The organism is Mesorhizobium sp. LjNodule214 (assembly GCF_964252735.1).
Lineage (GTDB): Bacteria > Pseudomonadota > Alphaproteobacteria > Rhizobiales > Rhizobiaceae > Mesorhizobium.
Genome location: NZ_CAXUPE020000003.1, coordinates 242,268 through 258,915 on the forward strand (window position 1 = coordinate 242,268; position 16,648 = coordinate 258,915).

At 65.3% G+C, this 16,648-nt stretch carries 15 protein-coding genes; 11 read left to right on the top strand and 4 right to left on the bottom strand.

Features of this window, described 5'->3' with window-relative positions; all coding sequences use genetic code 11:
• Window positions 1–30 precede the first annotated feature (30 nt).
• On the bottom strand, window positions 31–567 hold the full coding sequence (locus ACSQ3Z_RS26315; protein WP_436174217.1) for an Hsp20/alpha crystallin family protein: 537 nt from the start codon (window positions 565–567) through the stop codon (window positions 31–33).
• 304 nt (window positions 568–871) lie between these two features.
• Here ACSQ3Z_RS26315 and ACSQ3Z_RS26320 point away from each other — a divergent pair, with 304 nt between their 5' ends.
• Window positions 872–1,114 (top strand): hypothetical protein, encoded by a 243-nt coding sequence (locus ACSQ3Z_RS26320; protein WP_436174218.1) that lies wholly within the window; start codon window positions 872–874, stop codon window positions 1,112–1,114.
• 126 nt (window positions 1,115–1,240) lie between these two features.
• On the opposite strand, the gene ACSQ3Z_RS26325 is transcribed toward ACSQ3Z_RS26320, so the two are convergent.
• Both ACSQ3Z_RS26325 and ACSQ3Z_RS26330 read right to left on the bottom strand, forming a co-directional pair.
• Entirely contained in the window at window positions 1,241–1,738 is a 498-nt protein-coding gene (locus ACSQ3Z_RS26325; RefSeq protein ID WP_436174219.1) for a GNAT family N-acetyltransferase, read from the bottom strand.
• A 33-nt stretch (window positions 1,739–1,771) separates the two neighbouring features.
• Window positions 1,772–2,779: an aldo/keto reductase gene (locus tag ACSQ3Z_RS26330; RefSeq protein WP_436174220.1), complete on the bottom strand. Its 1,008-nt coding sequence runs from the start codon at window positions 2,777–2,779 to the stop codon at window positions 1,772–1,774.
• Between the two features lie 386 nt (window positions 2,780–3,165).
• On the opposite strand from ACSQ3Z_RS26330, the gene ACSQ3Z_RS26335 reads away from it, so the two are divergent.
• The 7 genes from ACSQ3Z_RS26335 (at window position 3,166) to ACSQ3Z_RS26365 (ending at window position 11,453) form a co-directional block, all read left to right on the top strand.
• Window positions 3,166–3,390 carry a hypothetical protein gene (locus tag ACSQ3Z_RS26335; RefSeq protein ID WP_192181600.1) on the top strand — a complete coding sequence of 75 codons (225 nt, stop codon included), beginning with the start codon at window positions 3,166–3,168 and terminating at the stop codon, window positions 3,388–3,390.
• Window positions 3,391–3,436: 46 nt separating this feature from the next.
• Window positions 3,437–5,935, top strand: coding sequence for a DNA ligase D (ligD, locus tag ACSQ3Z_RS26340; RefSeq protein ID WP_436174221.1), 2,499 nt, complete (start codon window positions 3,437–3,439; stop codon window positions 5,933–5,935).
• 253 nt (window positions 5,936–6,188) lie between these two features.
• Window positions 6,189–7,094 (top strand): Ku protein, encoded by a 906-nt coding sequence (locus ACSQ3Z_RS26345; RefSeq protein ID WP_436174222.1) that lies wholly within the window; start codon window positions 6,189–6,191, stop codon window positions 7,092–7,094.
• Complete coding sequence (locus ACSQ3Z_RS26350; protein ID WP_436174223.1) at window positions 7,091–8,215, top strand: tetratricopeptide repeat protein; 1,125 nt, start codon at window positions 7,091–7,093, stop codon at window positions 8,213–8,215. Before ACSQ3Z_RS26345 ends, ACSQ3Z_RS26350 begins: the two co-directional genes overlap by 4 nt.
• 232 nt (window positions 8,216–8,447) lie before the next feature.
• Window positions 8,448–9,086 carry an alpha/beta hydrolase family protein gene (locus ACSQ3Z_RS26355; RefSeq protein ID WP_436174224.1) on the top strand — a complete coding sequence of 213 codons (639 nt, stop codon included), beginning with the start codon at window positions 8,448–8,450 and terminating at the stop codon, window positions 9,084–9,086.
• Between the two features lie 237 nt (window positions 9,087–9,323).
• The gene (locus ACSQ3Z_RS26360; RefSeq protein ID WP_436174225.1) at window positions 9,324–10,094 is read left to right on the top strand and encodes an exodeoxyribonuclease III; all 771 of its coding nucleotides are present in this window, start codon (window positions 9,324–9,326) and stop codon (window positions 10,092–10,094) included.
• A gap of 153 nt (window positions 10,095–10,247) precedes the next feature.
• Entirely contained in the window at window positions 10,248–11,453 is a 1,206-nt protein-coding gene (locus ACSQ3Z_RS26365) for a hypothetical protein (RefSeq protein WP_436174226.1), read from the top strand.
• Window positions 11,454–11,459: 6 nt separating this feature from the next.
• Here ACSQ3Z_RS26365 and ACSQ3Z_RS26370 read toward each other — a convergent pair whose 3' ends face one another.
• A complete protein-coding gene (locus tag ACSQ3Z_RS26370) occupies window positions 11,460–11,552 on the bottom strand; it encodes a putative RiPP precursor (protein ID WP_120016031.1) in 93 nt (30 codons plus the stop codon).
• A 712-nt stretch (window positions 11,553–12,264) separates the two neighbouring features.
• On the opposite strand from ACSQ3Z_RS26370, the gene ACSQ3Z_RS26375 reads away from it, so the two are divergent.
• Genes ACSQ3Z_RS26375 through ACSQ3Z_RS26385 form a run of 3 tightly spaced genes read left to right on the top strand, consistent with a single transcriptional unit; the run spans window position 12,265 to window position 16,595 of the window.
• On the top strand, window positions 12,265–13,845 hold the full coding sequence (locus tag ACSQ3Z_RS26375; protein ID WP_436174227.1) for a WD40 repeat domain-containing protein: 1,581 nt from the start codon (window positions 12,265–12,267) through the stop codon (window positions 13,843–13,845).
• Window positions 13,846–13,852: 7 nt separating this feature from the next.
• Window positions 13,853–14,518 carry a hypothetical protein gene (locus ACSQ3Z_RS26380; RefSeq protein WP_436174228.1) on the top strand — a complete coding sequence of 222 codons (666 nt, stop codon included), beginning with the start codon at window positions 13,853–13,855 and terminating at the stop codon, window positions 14,516–14,518.
• Between the two features lie 34 nt (window positions 14,519–14,552).
• Window positions 14,553–16,595: an amidase gene (locus ACSQ3Z_RS26385; RefSeq protein WP_436174229.1), complete on the top strand. Its 2,043-nt coding sequence runs from the start codon at window positions 14,553–14,555 to the stop codon at window positions 16,593–16,595.
• Window positions 16,596–16,648 lie beyond the last annotated feature (53 nt).

Below are 16,648 nucleotides of genomic sequence, written 5' to 3' on the forward strand. Positions count from 1 at the left end.
GGGCGCGCGAGGCGCCCGGTTCCAGTATCGTCAGTGTTTGCTCTTGCCGGTTCCGACGTTGCTGCCACTGATCGGAATGCGCCTGGATTTGGCCAGGGCGCGCTGGGTCTTCGGCAGCGTCACGGTGAGCACGCCATTGTGGAAGGCGGCACGGACTTTGTCCTCCTCGACCTCGGTGCCGAGCGGGATGCGCCGCTCGAAGCGGCCATAGAAGCGCTCGGAGAACTGCTTGTCCTTGTCCTCGGTCTCGGCGCGCTTTTCGCCGCGTAGCGTCAGCATGCCGTCGTCGAGCATCACCTCGACATCCTTTTCCTCCATGCCTGGGATGTCCGCCGTGACGCGGATCTCCGTCTCGCCATCGGAGATTTCCACGCTCGGCCAGTTGGCCCGAGCGCCAAAACCCCCGACGAAGGACGGCAGCCGCGTTTCGAAGCCGCGCATTGCGTCGTCGAACAGGCGGTTCATCTCGCGATGCAGCATCATGAAGGGATCGCGCTCGCCCTCGCGATAGAAGTTCGGAGCCTGACTGCCTTCCCGGCTCCAGGGCATGAGATCACGTATAGCCATTTCATTGGTCTCCTTTTCTCGACTGGTCACATCAGGCGATGCCGGCCCGCATCCTGTGTTCAGCCTGGATCCGCAGACTCTCAAGTCGAACCGTGCCGCCGCCCCGGGTTCGAGGCCGGCGGCCAAAGAGCCGACGCTCCCTGCGCCGGTTCCGTTCGGCAAACCGGCAAATGTCGAACTGGAGGTTGCCGGCCCGAAGTCAAGACCCAGATTCCATCCCGCGGCAGATTTTACCGATGCCGGTCTCCGGCTGAGCGCCCCATGGCGTCGCACCGGCACCCTTGCATCGGGCACGGAGGACACCATGACACGCAACGACATCATTTCGGTTCTGGGGCCCGTGGACGACACAGTCATCGCCGACATCGCGCTGACCGGCGCCAGTCTCGAGGAATTGCGCGAAGCCTTCGCCTGGATCGGCGCCGACGAGGCGCTGGTCAATGAGGGCCATCCCTTGCCAGGCGCCAGGGTGGCGCAGCTGATCGAGATTCTCGAGGTGCCGGAGGATGAGGAGGGGCCGATGGCGCCGGCTGCGCAGGGGTTCTGAAAGCAGGGCAGTAGGGCAGTAGGGCAGTAGGGCAGTAGGGCAGTAGGGCAGTAGGGCAGTAGGGCATGCACGGGTCCGCGCCACCTTTCCCTACTCCCTACTCCCTACTGCCTATTCCCCTTTCCCCTACGCTCTCGACAGCACCCTGCGCATGATCAGCGAGGCGTGGCCGCCCACGCCATGCGCAGCTTCCCGCTTCTCGACCACTTCGAAGCCGTGCTTGCGGTAGAAGGCGATGGCCCGGTCGTTGCCTTCGATCACCTCCAGCGCAATGCTCGCAATGCCCGCATGGGCGGCAAGCACCGCATGCAGCATGTCTGTCGCCAAGCCTGTACCGAACTCGCTCTTGTCGACGTGCAGCCGGTCGAGCATGACGTCGCCCTTGTCGTCCATCGCCGCCATCGCGTAGCCGGCGATCGAGCCGTCGGGCATTTCCGCCACGAAGGACATCTTGTTGTCGTCTTCCAGTTCCGCCGCCAGCCGCTCCGGCGCGTGCCTGTCATCCGACAGCCGTGCCGTGGTCTCGGCGCCCATGATCGGCGCATAGGTCCGCCGCCAGGATTCGCCCAGCAGTCGCGACACCGGCGTCACGTCCTTCCCGCTCATCGCCCTGATCTGGGCCATCGCAAACTCCTGTCTTGAACTGCAGCCCGATCCTCACCGATCGATCATCGACATCGTCCGCTCGCCGTAGCGCGGGCCCGCGACCTTGCCTGGCGCGAGCGCCACATCGAGTGCCAGCATTTCGGTGGCATCGAGTTCGATCGCGGCCGCCGCGACGTTTTCCTCCAGATATTGTCGGCGCTTGGTGCCGGGGATCGGCACGATGTCGATGTCGAAATCATCGCCCTTGTGCAGCAGCCAGGCCAGCGCGATCTGGCCGGGCTTGACCCCTTTGGCACCGGCGATGTCACGCACCGTTGAGGCCGCCGCGACGTTGGCGTCGTAATTGGCGCCCTGGTAGCGCGGGTCGCCGCGCCGGAAATCGCCCTCCGGATAGTCTTCGGCGCGCCTGACGTCGCCGGTCAGGAAGCCGCGGCCGAGCGGCGCGAACGGCACCAGGCCGATGCCGAGTTCCTTGAGCAGCGGCATGATCTCCGGCTCCAGGTTGCGCTCCCACAGCGAATACTCGCTCTGCACCGCCGACACCGGATGCACGGCGTGCGCGCGGCTTATGTTGGCCGCACCCGCCTCCGACAGGCCGAAGAAGCGCACCTTGCCCTCGGCGACCAGCTCGCCGATCGTACCGGCCACATCCTCCATCGGCACATCAGGGTCGACGCGGTGCTGGTAGAGCAGGTCGATATGGTCGGTGGCGAGCCGCCCGAGCGAGCCTTCCACCGCCTCGCGGATATGTTCGGGCCGGCTGTTGCGGTCGGTGCCGACCTGCTTGCCGTTCTCGATGCGGAAGCCGAATTTGGTGGCAATCGTCACTTCGCCGCGCCGGCCCTTCAGCGCGCGGCCGAGCAACTCCTCATTGATGTAGGGACCGTAGACTTCCGCTGTGTCGAGGAAGGTGCAGCCGAGCTCGATGGCCCGGTGCAGGGTCGCGATCGACTCCGCCTCGTCGGCCGGCCCGTAGGACTGGCTCATGCCCATGCAGCCGAGGCCGATAGCCGATACCTGCAGCCCCTGGCTGCCGAGTTTGTGTGTACCGAGGGTCATCTGTGCATCTCCAAGTGGCGGCGGGATCAGGCGCGAGACCTCAAATATAGAGCGTCCGCTCGGTTTCCAAAGCTGGTCGGTCGAAAGATGCCGCGCATTTGATTTGGGTCAAGATGCCGTTTGCCAATCGGCATATGGTTTGTCTGTCTTGGGAAGGACGCAAGGCGGGCGGGTGGTCCGGGCCGAACTGAAACGCTGAAAACAGCTCCGACGTGGACCACCCGCGATCTTGTTTGCCGAACGCAGACCAAGCCATTCCAATTGGCTTCTGGTTCAGCCGCTGCAGGCGGTTCGTTCGCTCGACGCCGCTGCAAATTGACTCAATCGCCGCTCTCCGCCATCCTAATGGAGACCGCCCATGGCGGCCATGTGTGAAGAGTGAGCCGATGGCCAGTCCCGTCACTGCCCAGAAATCCAAGCGCGCCGCGGTGCGCAAGGCGCTTGATCGCCACAAGGTCTACGTCACCGCGCAGAGCTTTTCCGGCGGCACCTATCAGGCGCGCGTGCTGGTCGACGGCGAGGCCTATTGGGTCGACGAGTTCCGGCTGAGCCAGCTGCAGGGGGGCTTGTCACCTGCCGAGCTCGAGCTGACGCCGGCCACCGACGATTGAGCCACCGACGATTGAGCAGCCGTTGCATCCCGCCTAGCATGCTCGCATGACCACCCCGCCGAAACTCAAAGCCTATCGCGCCAAGCGCGAATTCACCAAAACACCGGAGCCGGTGGGCGGGCTTGTCGCGGGCGAAGGCAACCGCTTCGTCGTCCACAAGCACCACGCTACCGCCGACCATTACGATCTGCGCCTGCAGGTCGGCGATGTCCTGAAGAGCTGGGCGGTGCCGCGCGGGCCCTCGCTCAATCCCGCCGACAAGCGCTTGGCGATCGAGACCGAGGACCATCCGCTCGAATATATTGACTTCGAGGGTGTCATCCCCGAAGGCGAATATGGCGGCGGGCCGATGATCGTCTGGGACACCGGCACCTGGGCGCCGATGGACGATATCGAGAAGAGCCTGCGCACCGGCGCCTTCAAATTCCGGTTGGCCGGCGACAAGCTCAATGGCGGCTGGATGCTGACCAGGCTGAAGCCGAAGCCCGGCGAGGACGAGGGCAAGAAAAACTGGCTGCTGTTCAAGGAGCGCGACCTCGCCGCCGACACCAAGCTCGACATCCTCAGCGAGCGGCCGGAAAGCGTCAAATCCGGCCGTCGCATCGAGGAACTAGTAGCAGCGCCGAAGCCTGCCGCAAAACCTGCCAAGCCGCTTGTACTCAAGCCCGGCGCGCTGCCCGGCGCCGTGCAAGCACCGCCGCCATCGCGCATCGAGCCGCAGCTGGCGACGCAGGTGGCAAAACCGCCTGGCAGCGACGATCCCGCCGAGCGCACCGGCGAGGCCTGGCTGCACGAGATCAAGTTCGACGGCTACCGCACCGCGGCGCATCTGGTGGCGGACGGAGAGGTCAGGCTGATCACCCGCGGCGGCATCGATTGGACCAAGCGCTATGGCGATCTGCCGCATGCCTTCGCAAAGCTGCCGTGCCGCGATGCCATCATCGACGGCGAGATCGTGGTGCTCGACGCCAAGGGCATCAGCCGTTTTGCGTTGTTGCAGGATGCGCTGGCCGAAGGCGCCGGCAACAAGCTGCATTTCTACGCCTTCGATCTACTCTATCTCGACGGCTGGGATCTCAGGAAAGCACCGCTCGCCAGGCGCAAGGCGCTGCTGTCCCAACTACTTGCCGGCCTCGCCGCCAATTCCGCCATCCAGTTCTCAGACCATGTCGAGGGCGACGGGCAGGGGCTCTATGACCAGGCCTCCGAACTTGGGCTGGAAGGCGTCGTCTCCAAGCGCGCCAGCGCCACCTATCAGAGCGGCCGCACCAAGAGCTGGACCAAGGTCAAGGCGCTGCAGAAGGACGATTTCGTCATCGCTGGCTACACCGTCTCCGACGCGGCCGAAGGCTTGGCGGCGCTCGGCATGGCCGAATTCGAAGGTGGCGAACTGCACTATCGCGGCAAGGTCGGTACCGGCTTCGATGCCGAGACCGCACGCGAATTGCTCGCCCGGCTGGAGCCGCTCACTGCAGGCGCCACGCCGCCGGAGGGCGTGCCGCGCGAAATCATGCGCGAAATGCACTGGGTGCGTCCGCTGCTGTCGGCCCGCATCCACTATGCCAATCGCACCGCCGATAACGCGCTGCGCCACGGTGTCTTCCGTGGCCTTAGGGATGTCGGCCTGTCGACGCCGGTTTCGGCCAAGCGCAAGCGGCTGATTTCGGAGGCCGACCTCGCCACCATCTGGGTGACCAACCCCGAACGCCGGCTGTTCGGCAAGACCGGGCCGACCAAGCTCGACATCGCCGTCTACTACGCGCTGGTCGGCGACTTCATGCTGCCGCACATCATCGGGCGCCCGGTGTCGCTGGTGCGCTGCCCGACCGGCCTGCCAAAGGACTGTTTCTTCCAGCGCCACGCCTTCACCGGCATGCCGCCTTCGGTCGCTGTCTTCGAGTCGACCAATTCCGAGGGCGAGACCAAAACCTACCTGTCGGTGGAGGATGCAAAAGGCTATCTGGCGCTCGCCCAGTTCGGCGTCGTCGAGTTCCACACCTGGGGCACGCATCGCACGAAACTCGACAAGCCCGACCAGATCGTCTTCGACCTCGATCCGGGCGAGGGGATTTCGTGGCGCGAGGTGGTCGAGGCCGCAGTTCACATAAAGGCCGGATTGGAGGCGCTGGGGCTGGTGCCCTTCGCCAAGACGTCCGGCGGCAGCGGCATTCACATCACCGTGCCGGTGACGCAAAAGCAGAACTGGAAGAAGCTGCACCAGGCGACCAGCGCCATCTCCACCCATCTGGCGGCCACCGCGCCCGACACCTTCACCACCACCATGGGCAAGGAAAACCGCAAGCGCCGCATTTTCATCGACTACCACCGCAACGCCCGCGGCCACACTTCGGCGGCACCCTATTCGCTACGCGCCCGCACCAATCTGCCGGCCTCGACCCCGGTGAGCTGGACGGATCTGGAGTCGATCGATGCGCCGCAGGATTTGAACTATTCCTCGCTGCCGGGCCTGCTGGCGACGTCGGGGGATCCCTGGGCGGAGATTGATGAATTTGCGCGGGATTTGCCGGTGATGGCGGGGAAGTAGCTTGCGCGTGAGTGCGGAGCGTTCTCGTCTTTCGTCATCCTATGGCGCAGGGGTGGGGGCGTCGACGCTGCCTACAATTTGAATTATTCTCAGCGGCCAGCCCCATCCGTCGGCAACCCAACCCGCGCTAAAACATTTCGCTAGGGATTTGCCGGTATCTTGAGGCTCGATGTAGGATTTCCGCAGCGTGCTTCGTCCTTCGGACGAAGCGCTGCAAGAAGTTTGTCAGTGCATGGCCGCGTAGGAGTGTTTCATGGCGCCCAGGGCAAGTTGGAAAGGTTACCTCAAGCTCAGCCTCGTCAGCTGTCCGGTGCGGCTATACCCCGCCACCAGCGCGAGCGAACGCATCAGCTTCAACCAGCTGCATAAGAAGACGCACAACCGCATCAACATGAAGCCGGTCGACCCCGAGCTCGGCCTGGTCGAGCGCTCGGACCTGGTCAAGGGCTACGAATACGAGGACAAGCAGTACATCATCATCGATGATGCCGACCTCGACGCGGTCAGGATCGAATCCAACCACACGATGAACATCGAGGCCTTCGTCGACGAGGGCGAGGTCGATGTCATTTACCAGGATGCGCCCTATTATTTGGCGCCGGATGGCGCCATGGCCGAGGAAACCTTCGCCGTGCTGCGCGAGGCCATGCGCAAATCCGGCAAGCTCGCCATCGCCCGCCTTGTCCTGTCCAGTCGCGAGCGCGTGGTGACCATCGGCGCGCGCGAGAACGGCATGTTCGTCTGCACCTTGAGGAACCCGAACGAAGTGCGTGGCACGGCTGAATATTTCGGCAACATCCCCGCCGGCAAGCCGGATACCGAAATGCTGCAGCTCGCCGAAGCGCTGATCAAGCAGAAGGAAACCACCTTCGATCCGAAGAACTATGAGGACCGCTATGAGGTCGCGCTGATGACGATGATCCGCGAGAAGCTGAAGGGCCACAAGCCGATCATCGCGGCGGCCCCCGAGCGCGGCAACGTCATCAACCTCATGGATGCGCTGAAGGCAAGCCTCTCGCAGGCGGCCAAGCCCCCGGCCAAGTCGAAAAGCAAGGCCGATGACGAGGCGAAACCGGCGGCCAAGGCCAAGGCCGGTGCTGCCAAGGAAAACCCGTTGAAGGCCAATTTGCTGAAGGCCGTCGGCAAGAGCAAGGCGTGACGGGAAGCAACGCGCCTGTCATCGTTCCCGGCGCCGTCTTCGGCGTCGTCGGCGCGCTGGCGGCGTTTCCGCTCAGGCTCGCCGCGCGCGAGGTCGAGCGCCGGCAGGGCCAGTTGCGGCGCGGCGTCACCCGGCGCACAACCCATGTCGTGTTCGGCCGCGCGCTGCTCGCCAAGGCCGCGATCACCAAGAACGGCGACGCCGAGATCGAGCGCCGTGTCCTGGCCGAGCGCGCCGCCGGCCGCGCGCTCACCAGCGAAAACGGGTTTTTGCGCCTGCTCGGCCTGATGAAGGCGCCGGAAGCGTCCGCGCTTTCAAGGCAGTCGCTCCTCGACCAGTCCAGGCTCGGCGCGGCCGATCTCGACCTGCTTTGCCTCTTCGATGCCTTCGAGCACGATGGCGAACCCTATTCCTTCCGCGACCTCATCCTCGCCCGCAAATATGCCGGGCTGATATCGGGCGGCGCGTCCTGGGGCGCGATCGCGCGCTCGGTGCACCGCTCCGGCCCGGTCGCCTCGCTCACCGCCAAGTCGCTCAATGTCGGCTCGCAGCACGGACGCGCGGATGCGATCTATCTCGAGGATGGCCAAAGCGAGCTCGACGGCCAGCTGCTGTTCGATCTCGGCGCTGCCGACGACGACACGCTCGAAGAGCTTTTTGCGGAGGCCGAAGCGGCGGAAGAGGAGGCCCGGCACGACGATGCTGCAGCCCTCTACCAGCGCTGCCTGGCCATCGACCCGACCGACGCCATCGCCGCCTTCAACCGCGCCAACTGCCTGCGCGGTGCCGGCCGCACGGCGGAAGCAGCACACGACTACGCCCGCGCCATAAAACTCGACCCGGCTTTCGTCGAGGCCTGGTTCAACCTCGCCGGGCTGATGAGCGATGAGGGGCGCGTGGCCTCGGCACGCCGGCATCTGCAAAAGGCCATCGCGCTCGACAAGAGCTATGCGGATCCGGTGTTCAACCTCGCCCGGCTGGAGTTCGATGCCGGCAACCTTATCGAAGCGCGGCGGAACTGGGCGCGCTATCTCGAACTCGACGCCGACTCCGAATGGGCGCGCATGGCGGCCAAGGGGATACAGTTCGTGGATCTGCAGCTGGCGCGGACGGCGGGGTGAAGATGATTGGCGACGGCCGAGATGACAGCCAATCTCCCCCCTTGTGGGGGAGATGTCCGGCAGGACAGAGGGGGGCGCTGTCCCGCCGACCTGTAGACCAATTTCGAAGCGTTCTTCTCCTCGAACAATCGACCGAAGGACAGCATTCCTTCGCGCCCCCCTCTGCCCTGCTGGGCATCTCCCCCACAAGGGGGGAGATCAGCAGCGTCGTCGTCTCGCGGAAGGCCGTCCCATGACCACCTTTCTCTTCGACGGCGACGACACCGCCCCCCTCACCATCCTGCTCGCGCATGGCGCCGGCGCGTCGATGGATTCTCCCTCGATGACCGCCACCGCCAAGGCGCTGGCCGCGGCCGGCTTCCAGGTTGCGCGTTTCGAATTCCACTACATGGCCGCCCGCCGCTACGGTCAGCGCAAGCCGCCGCCGCGCGCCGAGACGGTGAACCCGGAATACATCAAGGCGATCGCCGACCTCAGGGCAAAGGGCGTGACCGGTCCGCTGATCATCGGCGGCAAGTCGATGGGTGGACGAGTCGCGTCGATGATCGCCGACGAGATGTTTGCCAAGGGCGAGATCTCGGGCCTCGTCTGCCTCGGCTATCCCTTCCATCCGCCGGCCAAGCCGACGCAGTTGCGGACAAAGCATCTCGCGGACCTGAAAACGCCGACGCTGATCTTCCAGGGCACGCGCGATGAGTTCGGCACACCGGACGAGGTCGCCACCTACGATCTCTCCGACCGCATCGAGGTGCTGTGGCTGGAGGACGGCGACCACGACCTCAAGCCGCGCAAGAACATTTCAGGGTTTTCTACGGCCGATCATCTGAAGACGCTGGCTGAGACGGTGAAAGCGTGGGCGGGCAGGGTGTAGGGTGAGTGTCGTCCTAGCTCTCTTTTTGGATGTCGCGCTGCCCCTCATTGTCCTGCCGGACATTTCTCCCCGTATAGTGACGGGGAGAAAGGGCCGTCATCGCCGGTTTCGCCAGCCACAAACCTTGCAGGATAACCGCCGAGGTCGCGGTCAGCCCTCTTCTCCCCGTCACTATACGGGGAGAAGGTGCCGGCAGGCGGATGAGGGGCGGCGCCGACCTTTGCTGTTGGCCGCGCAATGAAGCTCGCCAGCTTCAACATCAACAACGTCAACAGCCGGCTGGAAAACCTGCTGGCCTGGCTCGCCGCGGCAAAACCCGACATAGTCTGCCTGCAGGAGCTGAAAGCGCGCGACACGCAGTTTCCGCGCTCGGCGCTTGCCGCGGCCGGCTATGGCGCGGTGTGGAAGGGCGAGCCGACCTGGAACGGCGTTGCCATTCTCGCGCGCGGTTCCGAACCAGTGCTGACCCGCGATGTCCTGCCCGGCGACGAGGCCGACAAGCAGAGCCGCTACATCGAGGCGGCGGTCAGCGGCATCGTCATCGCCTGCCTCTATGCGCCGAACGGCAACCCGCAGCCCGGCCCGAAATTCCAGTACAAGCTGGCCTGGCACGAAAGGCTGGAGGCGCACGCCGAGCAGCTGTTCGACACCGGCCTGCCCGTGGCGCTGGTCGGCGACTACAACATCGTGCCGGAACCGCGCGACATCTACCCGACCCGCTCCTATGACGACAACGCGCTGGTGCAGCCGGAAAGCCGGGCGTCGTTCCAGCGGCTGCTCGACCAGGGCTGGCTCGATGCGCTGCGCAAGAAGCATCCGAAGGAGACGCTTTACACATTCTGGGATTACCGCCGCAACCGCTGGCCCCGCGACGCGGGGCTCAGGCTGGATCACATACTGCTCTCCAAGAAGCTGGCGCGCCGGCTCACAGCCGCCGGCATCGACCGCGCCGTGCGAGGCGAAGACGGCGCCAGCGACCACGCCCCGGTGTGGGTGGAGGTGCGGTGAGGGAGACGCCTCCCTTGTCCCGCAACAAGGGGAGAAGGGGGAGGCGCCATCTGTCCAGCAGCCACATCCCAAGTTAGGTTGCGGGCAAAGCACCACCACGGATCGCAACGATGCCTAGCCTATTCGCCAAATCCGACACATCCCCGCCGAGAGGTGCCGGGCTTGCTTGACATCGGCCTGACCGCAATCCTCGTCACCTCCTGCGTTATCCTCACCGCTGCCGCGCTGCTTGCCTTGCTGCTGCGGCAGGCGCGTGAGCGCAAGATCGCCCGGCGCCGGGCAAATCCCGCCAACGACTATGCGGTGCGCACGCGTTGGGAGCCCAGCACCACCAGCACGCTCAACTTCTCGTCCTTCGTCTATATGGACGTCGATGCCGACGGCAAATACGGCCTTGCCGACCGGCCGATGGCTGGCATCATGGTGCGGCTGTTCGACGAGCGGGGCGCCTTCGTCAAGGCGGCGCGCAGCAACAATGGCGGCTTCGCCAACTTCACCATGTCGACGAAGCGGCGCCGGACCGCACTGCGTGCGCCAGGTCTCTACCGGTTTTCGGTCTCCGTGCCGCCGGGCTGGCGTGCTAGCGGTGCCAACGAGAACCAGTCGTTACGTCTGCACGCCGCGCCCGAATCCCTTGTTGGCCTCGCCGGCGATGGCCTGCCGACGCCGGTCGGCCTTGTGCCCGGCCGCCACCTGGCGGGCAGGATGCCGGCGGCAGCGGAAGCGACACTTTCGGTGATGGGCAAGGGCGAGGTTCTCGAAAGCCGGACGCTGGCTCCAGCCACGTCCTTTCGCGTCGATCTCGCCGGCGAGGCTGATGCGGTGGAGATCTCCGGCGGCGGCCTCGACCGGCGGCTGGCGCTGTCGTCCTATCCGACCGATCTCGGTCTGCTGTCGCCCGGCTCCGTCGCGCCGGACGCACCGCTGCGGGCGATCGGCTTCGACGACGTCACCAAGCGCAGCCTGCGCAAGATCCCCCGCGGCCATGCCGGGCTCGACTGGCGCAATCTCAACGCCATGTCGCGTGACAACACCAGGAACAGCGAGGGCTACGTCAACGGCAATGTATCGGGAGACCACATCGCCTACACCAGCAGCGGCCACCCGGCCGAATTCGGCCGCGATCGCCCCTTCGGTTTTCACTCGGTGATGCTGACCGCCGCGTGGCTGGCATGCGAGGGAGAGATCGCGCTGGTCGAAAGCTGGCTAGGGGAGGAATTGCTGCGCAGCGACGAGATCGTCCTGTCGGCGCTGGCGCCGTGCCACTATGCCCCGCTGCTCAAAGCGGTGACGCGGGTTCGCCTGTCGACCAGGCACCATTGGCAGCTTGTCGTGGATGACCTGGTTCTGGTCTTCTGAGATCAATCAGGGCGTTGGGTTCGAGAGCGCGCCGTTGGCCGTGATCGCCGAAAGCCTGTCCTTCTTGACAAGCGTTGGCTTCTCATAGGTCTTTTTCATGCCTGACCTCTCCAAAAATCTTGTGCCGACAACATCGGCTTGCCGTCTTCGTTAGTCACGGCTGCTCAGTTTGTTGTGTGCTTGGATTATTGTGGCGTTGGGCCGGAAGCACCGTTGACGGCCGTGATCGCGGAAAGTCTGCCCTTCTTGACAAGCGCCGGCTTCGCGTAGGTCTTTTTCATGTCCAGGTCCTCCAAGGTCTTATGCAGTCAGGTTGCCATCTTTGTTCAATCAAGCATGCCGTCTGGCCGTCGAAATCAGCCTGCGGGCCCGGTGGGGCCGGAAGCGCCGTTGGCGGCCGTAATCGCGGAAAGCCTGCCCTTTTTTACAAGCACCGGCCTCTCATAGGTCTTTTTCACGCTCGAACTCTCTAGAATATCCCACCCGGATAATGTCAGACTCCTGTTTCCTGTCAACCATGCTGGCCTATGTTGTTGCTTATTCTTGGGGAAGTCAGTGTTTGTGCTCCGGCTGCCGATCCTACGCCACCCGAAAGGCTCCGCCGCTGCGCTCTAAGCATCCGGATATTCGCGCCCTGGCCGCATAAATCTGTGATTCGAGGCCTCTCCCGAAACAGGGACATCCCTGATCGAGACATATTTATCCCCGATCTTGCAATTTCGGGCACTTAGCCTTCGCGACGAGCTCGGCTAGGATGGTGATGTCGCTTTCTTCCCGCGTGGGAGGCAAGCCGCCGCAGCGGGGGGAACCGATGAACAGGTCTGTCGATAGGCTGCTGGCGTTTCTTGTGCTGGCCGTTTCCTTGGCCTGCCTGGCGCATGTGTACCTGCTGCCGGGCACTTTCGTCTTGAGCCGCCTGGCGCATCCGCTGGCGGATGCGGCGTCCCTGCGGCTCGTGGCATTCCTGGCGGCGGCCCTGGTCTGCGCGCTCGGTGCGCTGCTGTTCTGGCAAGGCCGGTTGCCGGGCCGGCCGGGCCACCAGACCGGCGCGCCGCTGTTCGGCCGGGCGGCGGAAGCGCAGGTTTCGGGCAGGCCGCGCCTCCGCCTGGTTTTTCTTGTCCTGCCGATGCTCGCCGTTCTGGCGCTGCTGGCCGACCAGTTCGGTCCATGGCGGACGGGCGGGGAGGTGCCGGCACCCGGCGAGCCAAAGGACGTCGCCAGCGCTCCGCCGCAGCCGGTGAACCCGCCGCCCGCCACGCCCGCTCCGGCGCCAGTCGCTCCAGCACCAGTCACTCCGCCACCGGAGCAAGCCGCCAAGGCGCCGCCTCCAGCCGAGCCAGCGCCGGTCACGCCGCCGTCAGCACTTGCGCCGGCAGCAGCTCCGGAAGGATCGCCAAAGACGGCACTGGCACCTGCGCCGCCGCTGGCTGCCCCGCCGCCACAGACCGTGGCACCCCCGCCACCATCCGCGCCGCCGAGACCCACCCAGCCCGACGGCCATCGCGACGCAGTGGTCTGGCTGGCGGTGGCGGCCGACGGGAACGAGATCATGAGCGCCAGCACCGACCGCACGATCAAGCTCTGGGACATCGACGGCAAGCGGCTGATCCGCGATCTCGGCGTCCACAAGGACATGGCGCGCACGGCGCTGTTCATGCCCGACGGCAAGCGGGCACTGACTGCCGGCGACGATGGCGAGATCGTGCTGCGCCAGCTTTCGGATGGCGCGGTGCTGCACGTCTTTTCTTCGGGCCAGAATGGTGGCGTCAGGAACCTGGCGATCAGCCCGGACGGCAGACTGGCCGTCAGCGGCCACGACACCGGCAGCGTCATCGTCTGGGACATCGACAAGGGCAGCGTGCTGCATGTGCTGCCGGGCCACGATTGGTCGGTCAGCGCCGTCGCCGTCTCGCCTGACGGCACGCGCGCCATCTCGGGCAGCATCGACGGCGAGTTGAATCTCTGGGACATCGTTTCAGGCAAGCAGCTTCGCAGCTGGCACGGCCACGAGCAGGGCACCTATGGCGCCGTCTTCACCGCCCGCGGCCGCCACGCGGTGACCGGCAGCGGCGACTACACGATCAAGCTCTGGGATCTCGACACCTTCAAGGAAGTGCGCCGCTTCGAGGGCCATTCCGGCACCGTCTATGAAATCGCGCTGTCCTCCGACGGCAAGCGGCTTGCCTCGGTCTCGCTCGACGGCACGGCGCGGCTCTGGAACATGGACACAGGCGACCAGATTGCCGAGTTCGATCCGGGCACCGGGCCGCTTTATTCGGTCGCCTTCGCCGCCGACGGCACGCTGCTCACCGGCGGCTACGACCGCACGATCAGGGACTGGCCGGCGGCCGGTGGCGACGGCGAGATTCTTTTCGCCGGCGCGCCGGAGTGAGCGGCTTGTGAGCGATACGGCAGAGTTCAGATATTTTGTTTTGCAACAGATTGACCCGACAACCGGCTCGCCGGTTGCCGAAGCCCGAGTTCACATCCCCGATCTGGAGAAGGTTCGCAGAGTTCTCGAATGCGACAACGACACGCCGTTATCGGGTTCATGGAAATTGGACCCGGGAGACCTCCAAAGGCTGGGCGCGATATGCATTCCGCCTTGCGAGCCCGACCCGAGGCTCAATCGCATCGAGGCCTGGCATCCAATCCGTGAGGTTCCGTATCTCGTTCATACGAACTTCGAGCTACCGTTGATGCTGGAGGGCCACAAGCCGCTGGCGGTGTTTCATGACGCCTATCCGGCGCAATGGCTGTCCGAAACCCTTGACCGCTTCGATCCTCTTGTCCGATCCGGCCGGCTCACCCGTCGCCTGGTCGATACGCCGTTCACCGAGGCCGAGCGGGCTCGCTTCCCCGGTTTCCAGGGATGGAGACGCGCGTTCTTTTCCCTTCCCGGAGAAGAGTGGCGGATAGACGCATTTCTGCTCTTGTCGAAAGTCTCCGCCCAAACAGGTTGGAGCGAGGCTCTCGAAAGAATGGAGGGCTTGCTTCTCGGCTACGAAGATTGGCAGAACGACTGGTGGATCGAACGCAAGGGGCAGTTGCGGAAAGCCCTTTGATGTTTCGTGCAGTTATCCTCGGGTGCGTTTCCAAATGACCAACCTCCACATCGTCGAAGCCTCAATCGCCGACTTGCGGCAGGCGCTTGAAGATGGCACCGTCACCAGCGTCGAACTGGTCGCAGCCTATCTCCGGCGCATTGCCCATTACGACCGCCACGGCATCGCGCTCAACGCCGTGCCTGTCCTCAACCCAGACATGTTCGAGGAAGCCGCCGCCTCCGACCGCCGCCGCCGCGAGGGCGCGGCCCTCGGCCCTCTGGACGGCATCCCCTATACCGCCAAGGACAGCTACAAGGTCAGCGGCCTGACCGTGGCTGCCGGCTCGCCTGCCTTCGAGCATCTCGTCGCCAATGAGGACGCCTTCACCATTGCCAGGCTGCGCGCCGGCGGCGCAGTGCTGATCGGGCTGACCAACATGCCGCCGATGGCCAATGGCGGCATGCAGCGCGGCGTCTATGGCCGCGCCGAAAGCCCCTACAATGCCGACTACCTGACCGCTGCCTTCGCCTCCGGCTCGTCCAACGGCTCGGGCACGGCGACGGCCGCGAGCTTCGCCGCCTTCGGGCTCGGCGAGGAGACGTGGTCGTCCGGCCGGGCGCCGGCCTCCAACAACGCGCTGGTCGCCTATACGCCGTCGCGCGGCGTCATTTCGGTGCGCGGCAACTGGCCCTTGGTACCGACCATGGACGTGGTGGTGCCGCATACGCGCTCGGTGCCGGACATGCTGGAACTGCTCGACGTGATCGTCGCCGACGACGCCGAAACACGCGGCGATTTCTGGCGCGCGCAGCCCTGGGTGGCGCTGCCGAAGTCCAGTGACGTGCGGCCGCAGAGTTACACCGCACTCGAACTGAAAGGCGCGCTAAGCGGCAAGCGGCTCGGCGTGCCCAGGATGTATATTGGCCGCGACACGGAAGCCGCCAAGCCAATCGAAACCCGCGCCTCGGTGCTGGACCTGTGGCAGCAGGCGGCGCGCGATCTGGAGCGGCTCGGCGCCGAAGTGGTGGAAGTCGATTTTCCCGTCGTCTCCAACTACGAGCGCGACCGCCCGGGTGCAAAAACCATGGTCGAGCGCGGGCTGGTGCCGCAAGAGTTCGCCGAGCGCGAGATCTGGGATCTCTGCATCTTTGCCTGGGACGACTTTTTGGCTGCCAATGCCGATCCGGCAATTCCCGATCTTGTCTCGGTCGACGGCCCGAAGATATTCCCGCAGCCGCCGGGCACGCTGCCGGATCGCTATGGCGACGACGGTTTCGACCTTGCGGAGTATGTCGAGCGGGCGAAGCTAGGCGTCACGCCCTTCGCCGACATCCCGACGCTGGAAGCGGGCCTGAAGGGCCTGGAGGCGACGCGGCGGATCGACTTCGAGGACTGGCTCGACGCTGAAGGACTCGACGCGGTGGTGCTGCCGGCCGTCGCCGATGTCGGGCCGGCCGATGCCGATATCGACGAGGCCTCGGCAGCCCTCGCTTGGCGCAACGGCACCTGGGTCGCCAACGGCAATCTGGTCTGGCGTCACCTCGGCATTCCGACCGTCACCGTGCCGATGGGCACGATGGCCGATATCGGCATGCCGGTCGGCCTCACCTTCGCCGGTGAAGCTTACAGCGACGTGGAACTGCTTCGCATGGCCGGTGACTTCGAGCGTTCTGGTGTCCGTCGCTCCAGCCCATCGCGCACGCCGGAACTTGCAGACGATGTGTTTGCCTCAGTGATGGATGCTGGCGGGGCAGGTGGGGCCGCCGCCGCTGGCCGATCCGCGCCGCTCGCCATCTCGCTCGCCGCCGAGACGCGAGATTCCGGCGATCAGGACCAGATCGTTGTCACGCTCGACCTGCAGGTCGACCCCGACGAGGCGTCAACGGCGAGCGTAAAGCTTCACGTCAATGGCGAGCCCGTCGCGTGCGAGCGCACCGGCGCGCGCTTCACCGGGCGCATCCTGGTCCCGGCGCGCGAGCACGCGGGGTTCCACAGCGTCTGGCGCGGGTCCTACGGTTCGATCGTCACCGCCATTGTGCGTCGGGCAGACGGCCGCGCCGCCGGCGCTTATGCGGTGACGGGCGGGATCGGGTGAGGGGCTGAAGCTGCGATCTCCCCCACAAGGGGAGGTCGGCAGTTCCGCCTCGC

Excerpts from the sequence above, each read along its gene's own strand:
- ACSQ3Z_RS26360 (WP_436174225.1), top strand. The coding sequence starts at position 9,324 with ATGAAGCTCGCCAGCTTCAACATCAACAACGTCAACAGCCGGCTGGAA.
- ACSQ3Z_RS26385 (WP_436174229.1), top strand. The coding sequence starts at position 14,553 with ATGACCAACCTCCACATCGTCGAAGCCTCAATCGCCGACTTGCGGCAG.
- ACSQ3Z_RS26335 (WP_192181600.1), top strand. The coding sequence starts at position 3,166 with ATGGCCAGTCCCGTCACTGCCCAGAAATCCAAGCGCGCCGCGGTGCGC.
- ACSQ3Z_RS26375 (WP_436174227.1), top strand. The coding sequence starts at position 12,265 with ATGAACAGGTCTGTCGATAGGCTGCTGGCGTTTCTTGTGCTGGCCGTT.
- ACSQ3Z_RS26315 (WP_436174217.1), bottom strand. The coding sequence starts at position 567 with ATGGCTATACGTGATCTCATGCCCTGGAGCCGGGAAGGCAGTCAGGCT.
- ACSQ3Z_RS26320 (WP_436174218.1), top strand. The coding sequence starts at position 872 with ATGACACGCAACGACATCATTTCGGTTCTGGGGCCCGTGGACGACACA.
- ACSQ3Z_RS26370 (WP_120016031.1), bottom strand. The coding sequence starts at position 11,552 with ATGAAAAAGACCTATGAGAAGCCAACGCTTGTCAAGAAGGACAGGCTT.
- ACSQ3Z_RS26330 (WP_436174220.1), bottom strand. The coding sequence starts at position 2,779 with ATGACCCTCGGTACACACAAACTCGGCAGCCAGGGGCTGCAGGTATCG.
- ligD (WP_436174221.1), top strand. The coding sequence starts at position 3,437 with ATGACCACCCCGCCGAAACTCAAAGCCTATCGCGCCAAGCGCGAATTC.
- ACSQ3Z_RS26325 (WP_436174219.1), bottom strand. The coding sequence starts at position 1,738 with ATGGCCCAGATCAGGGCGATGAGCGGGAAGGACGTGACGCCGGTGTCG.
- ACSQ3Z_RS26345 (WP_436174222.1), top strand. The coding sequence starts at position 6,189 with ATGGCGCCCAGGGCAAGTTGGAAAGGTTACCTCAAGCTCAGCCTCGTC.
- ACSQ3Z_RS26355 (WP_436174224.1), top strand. The coding sequence starts at position 8,448 with ATGACCACCTTTCTCTTCGACGGCGACGACACCGCCCCCCTCACCATC.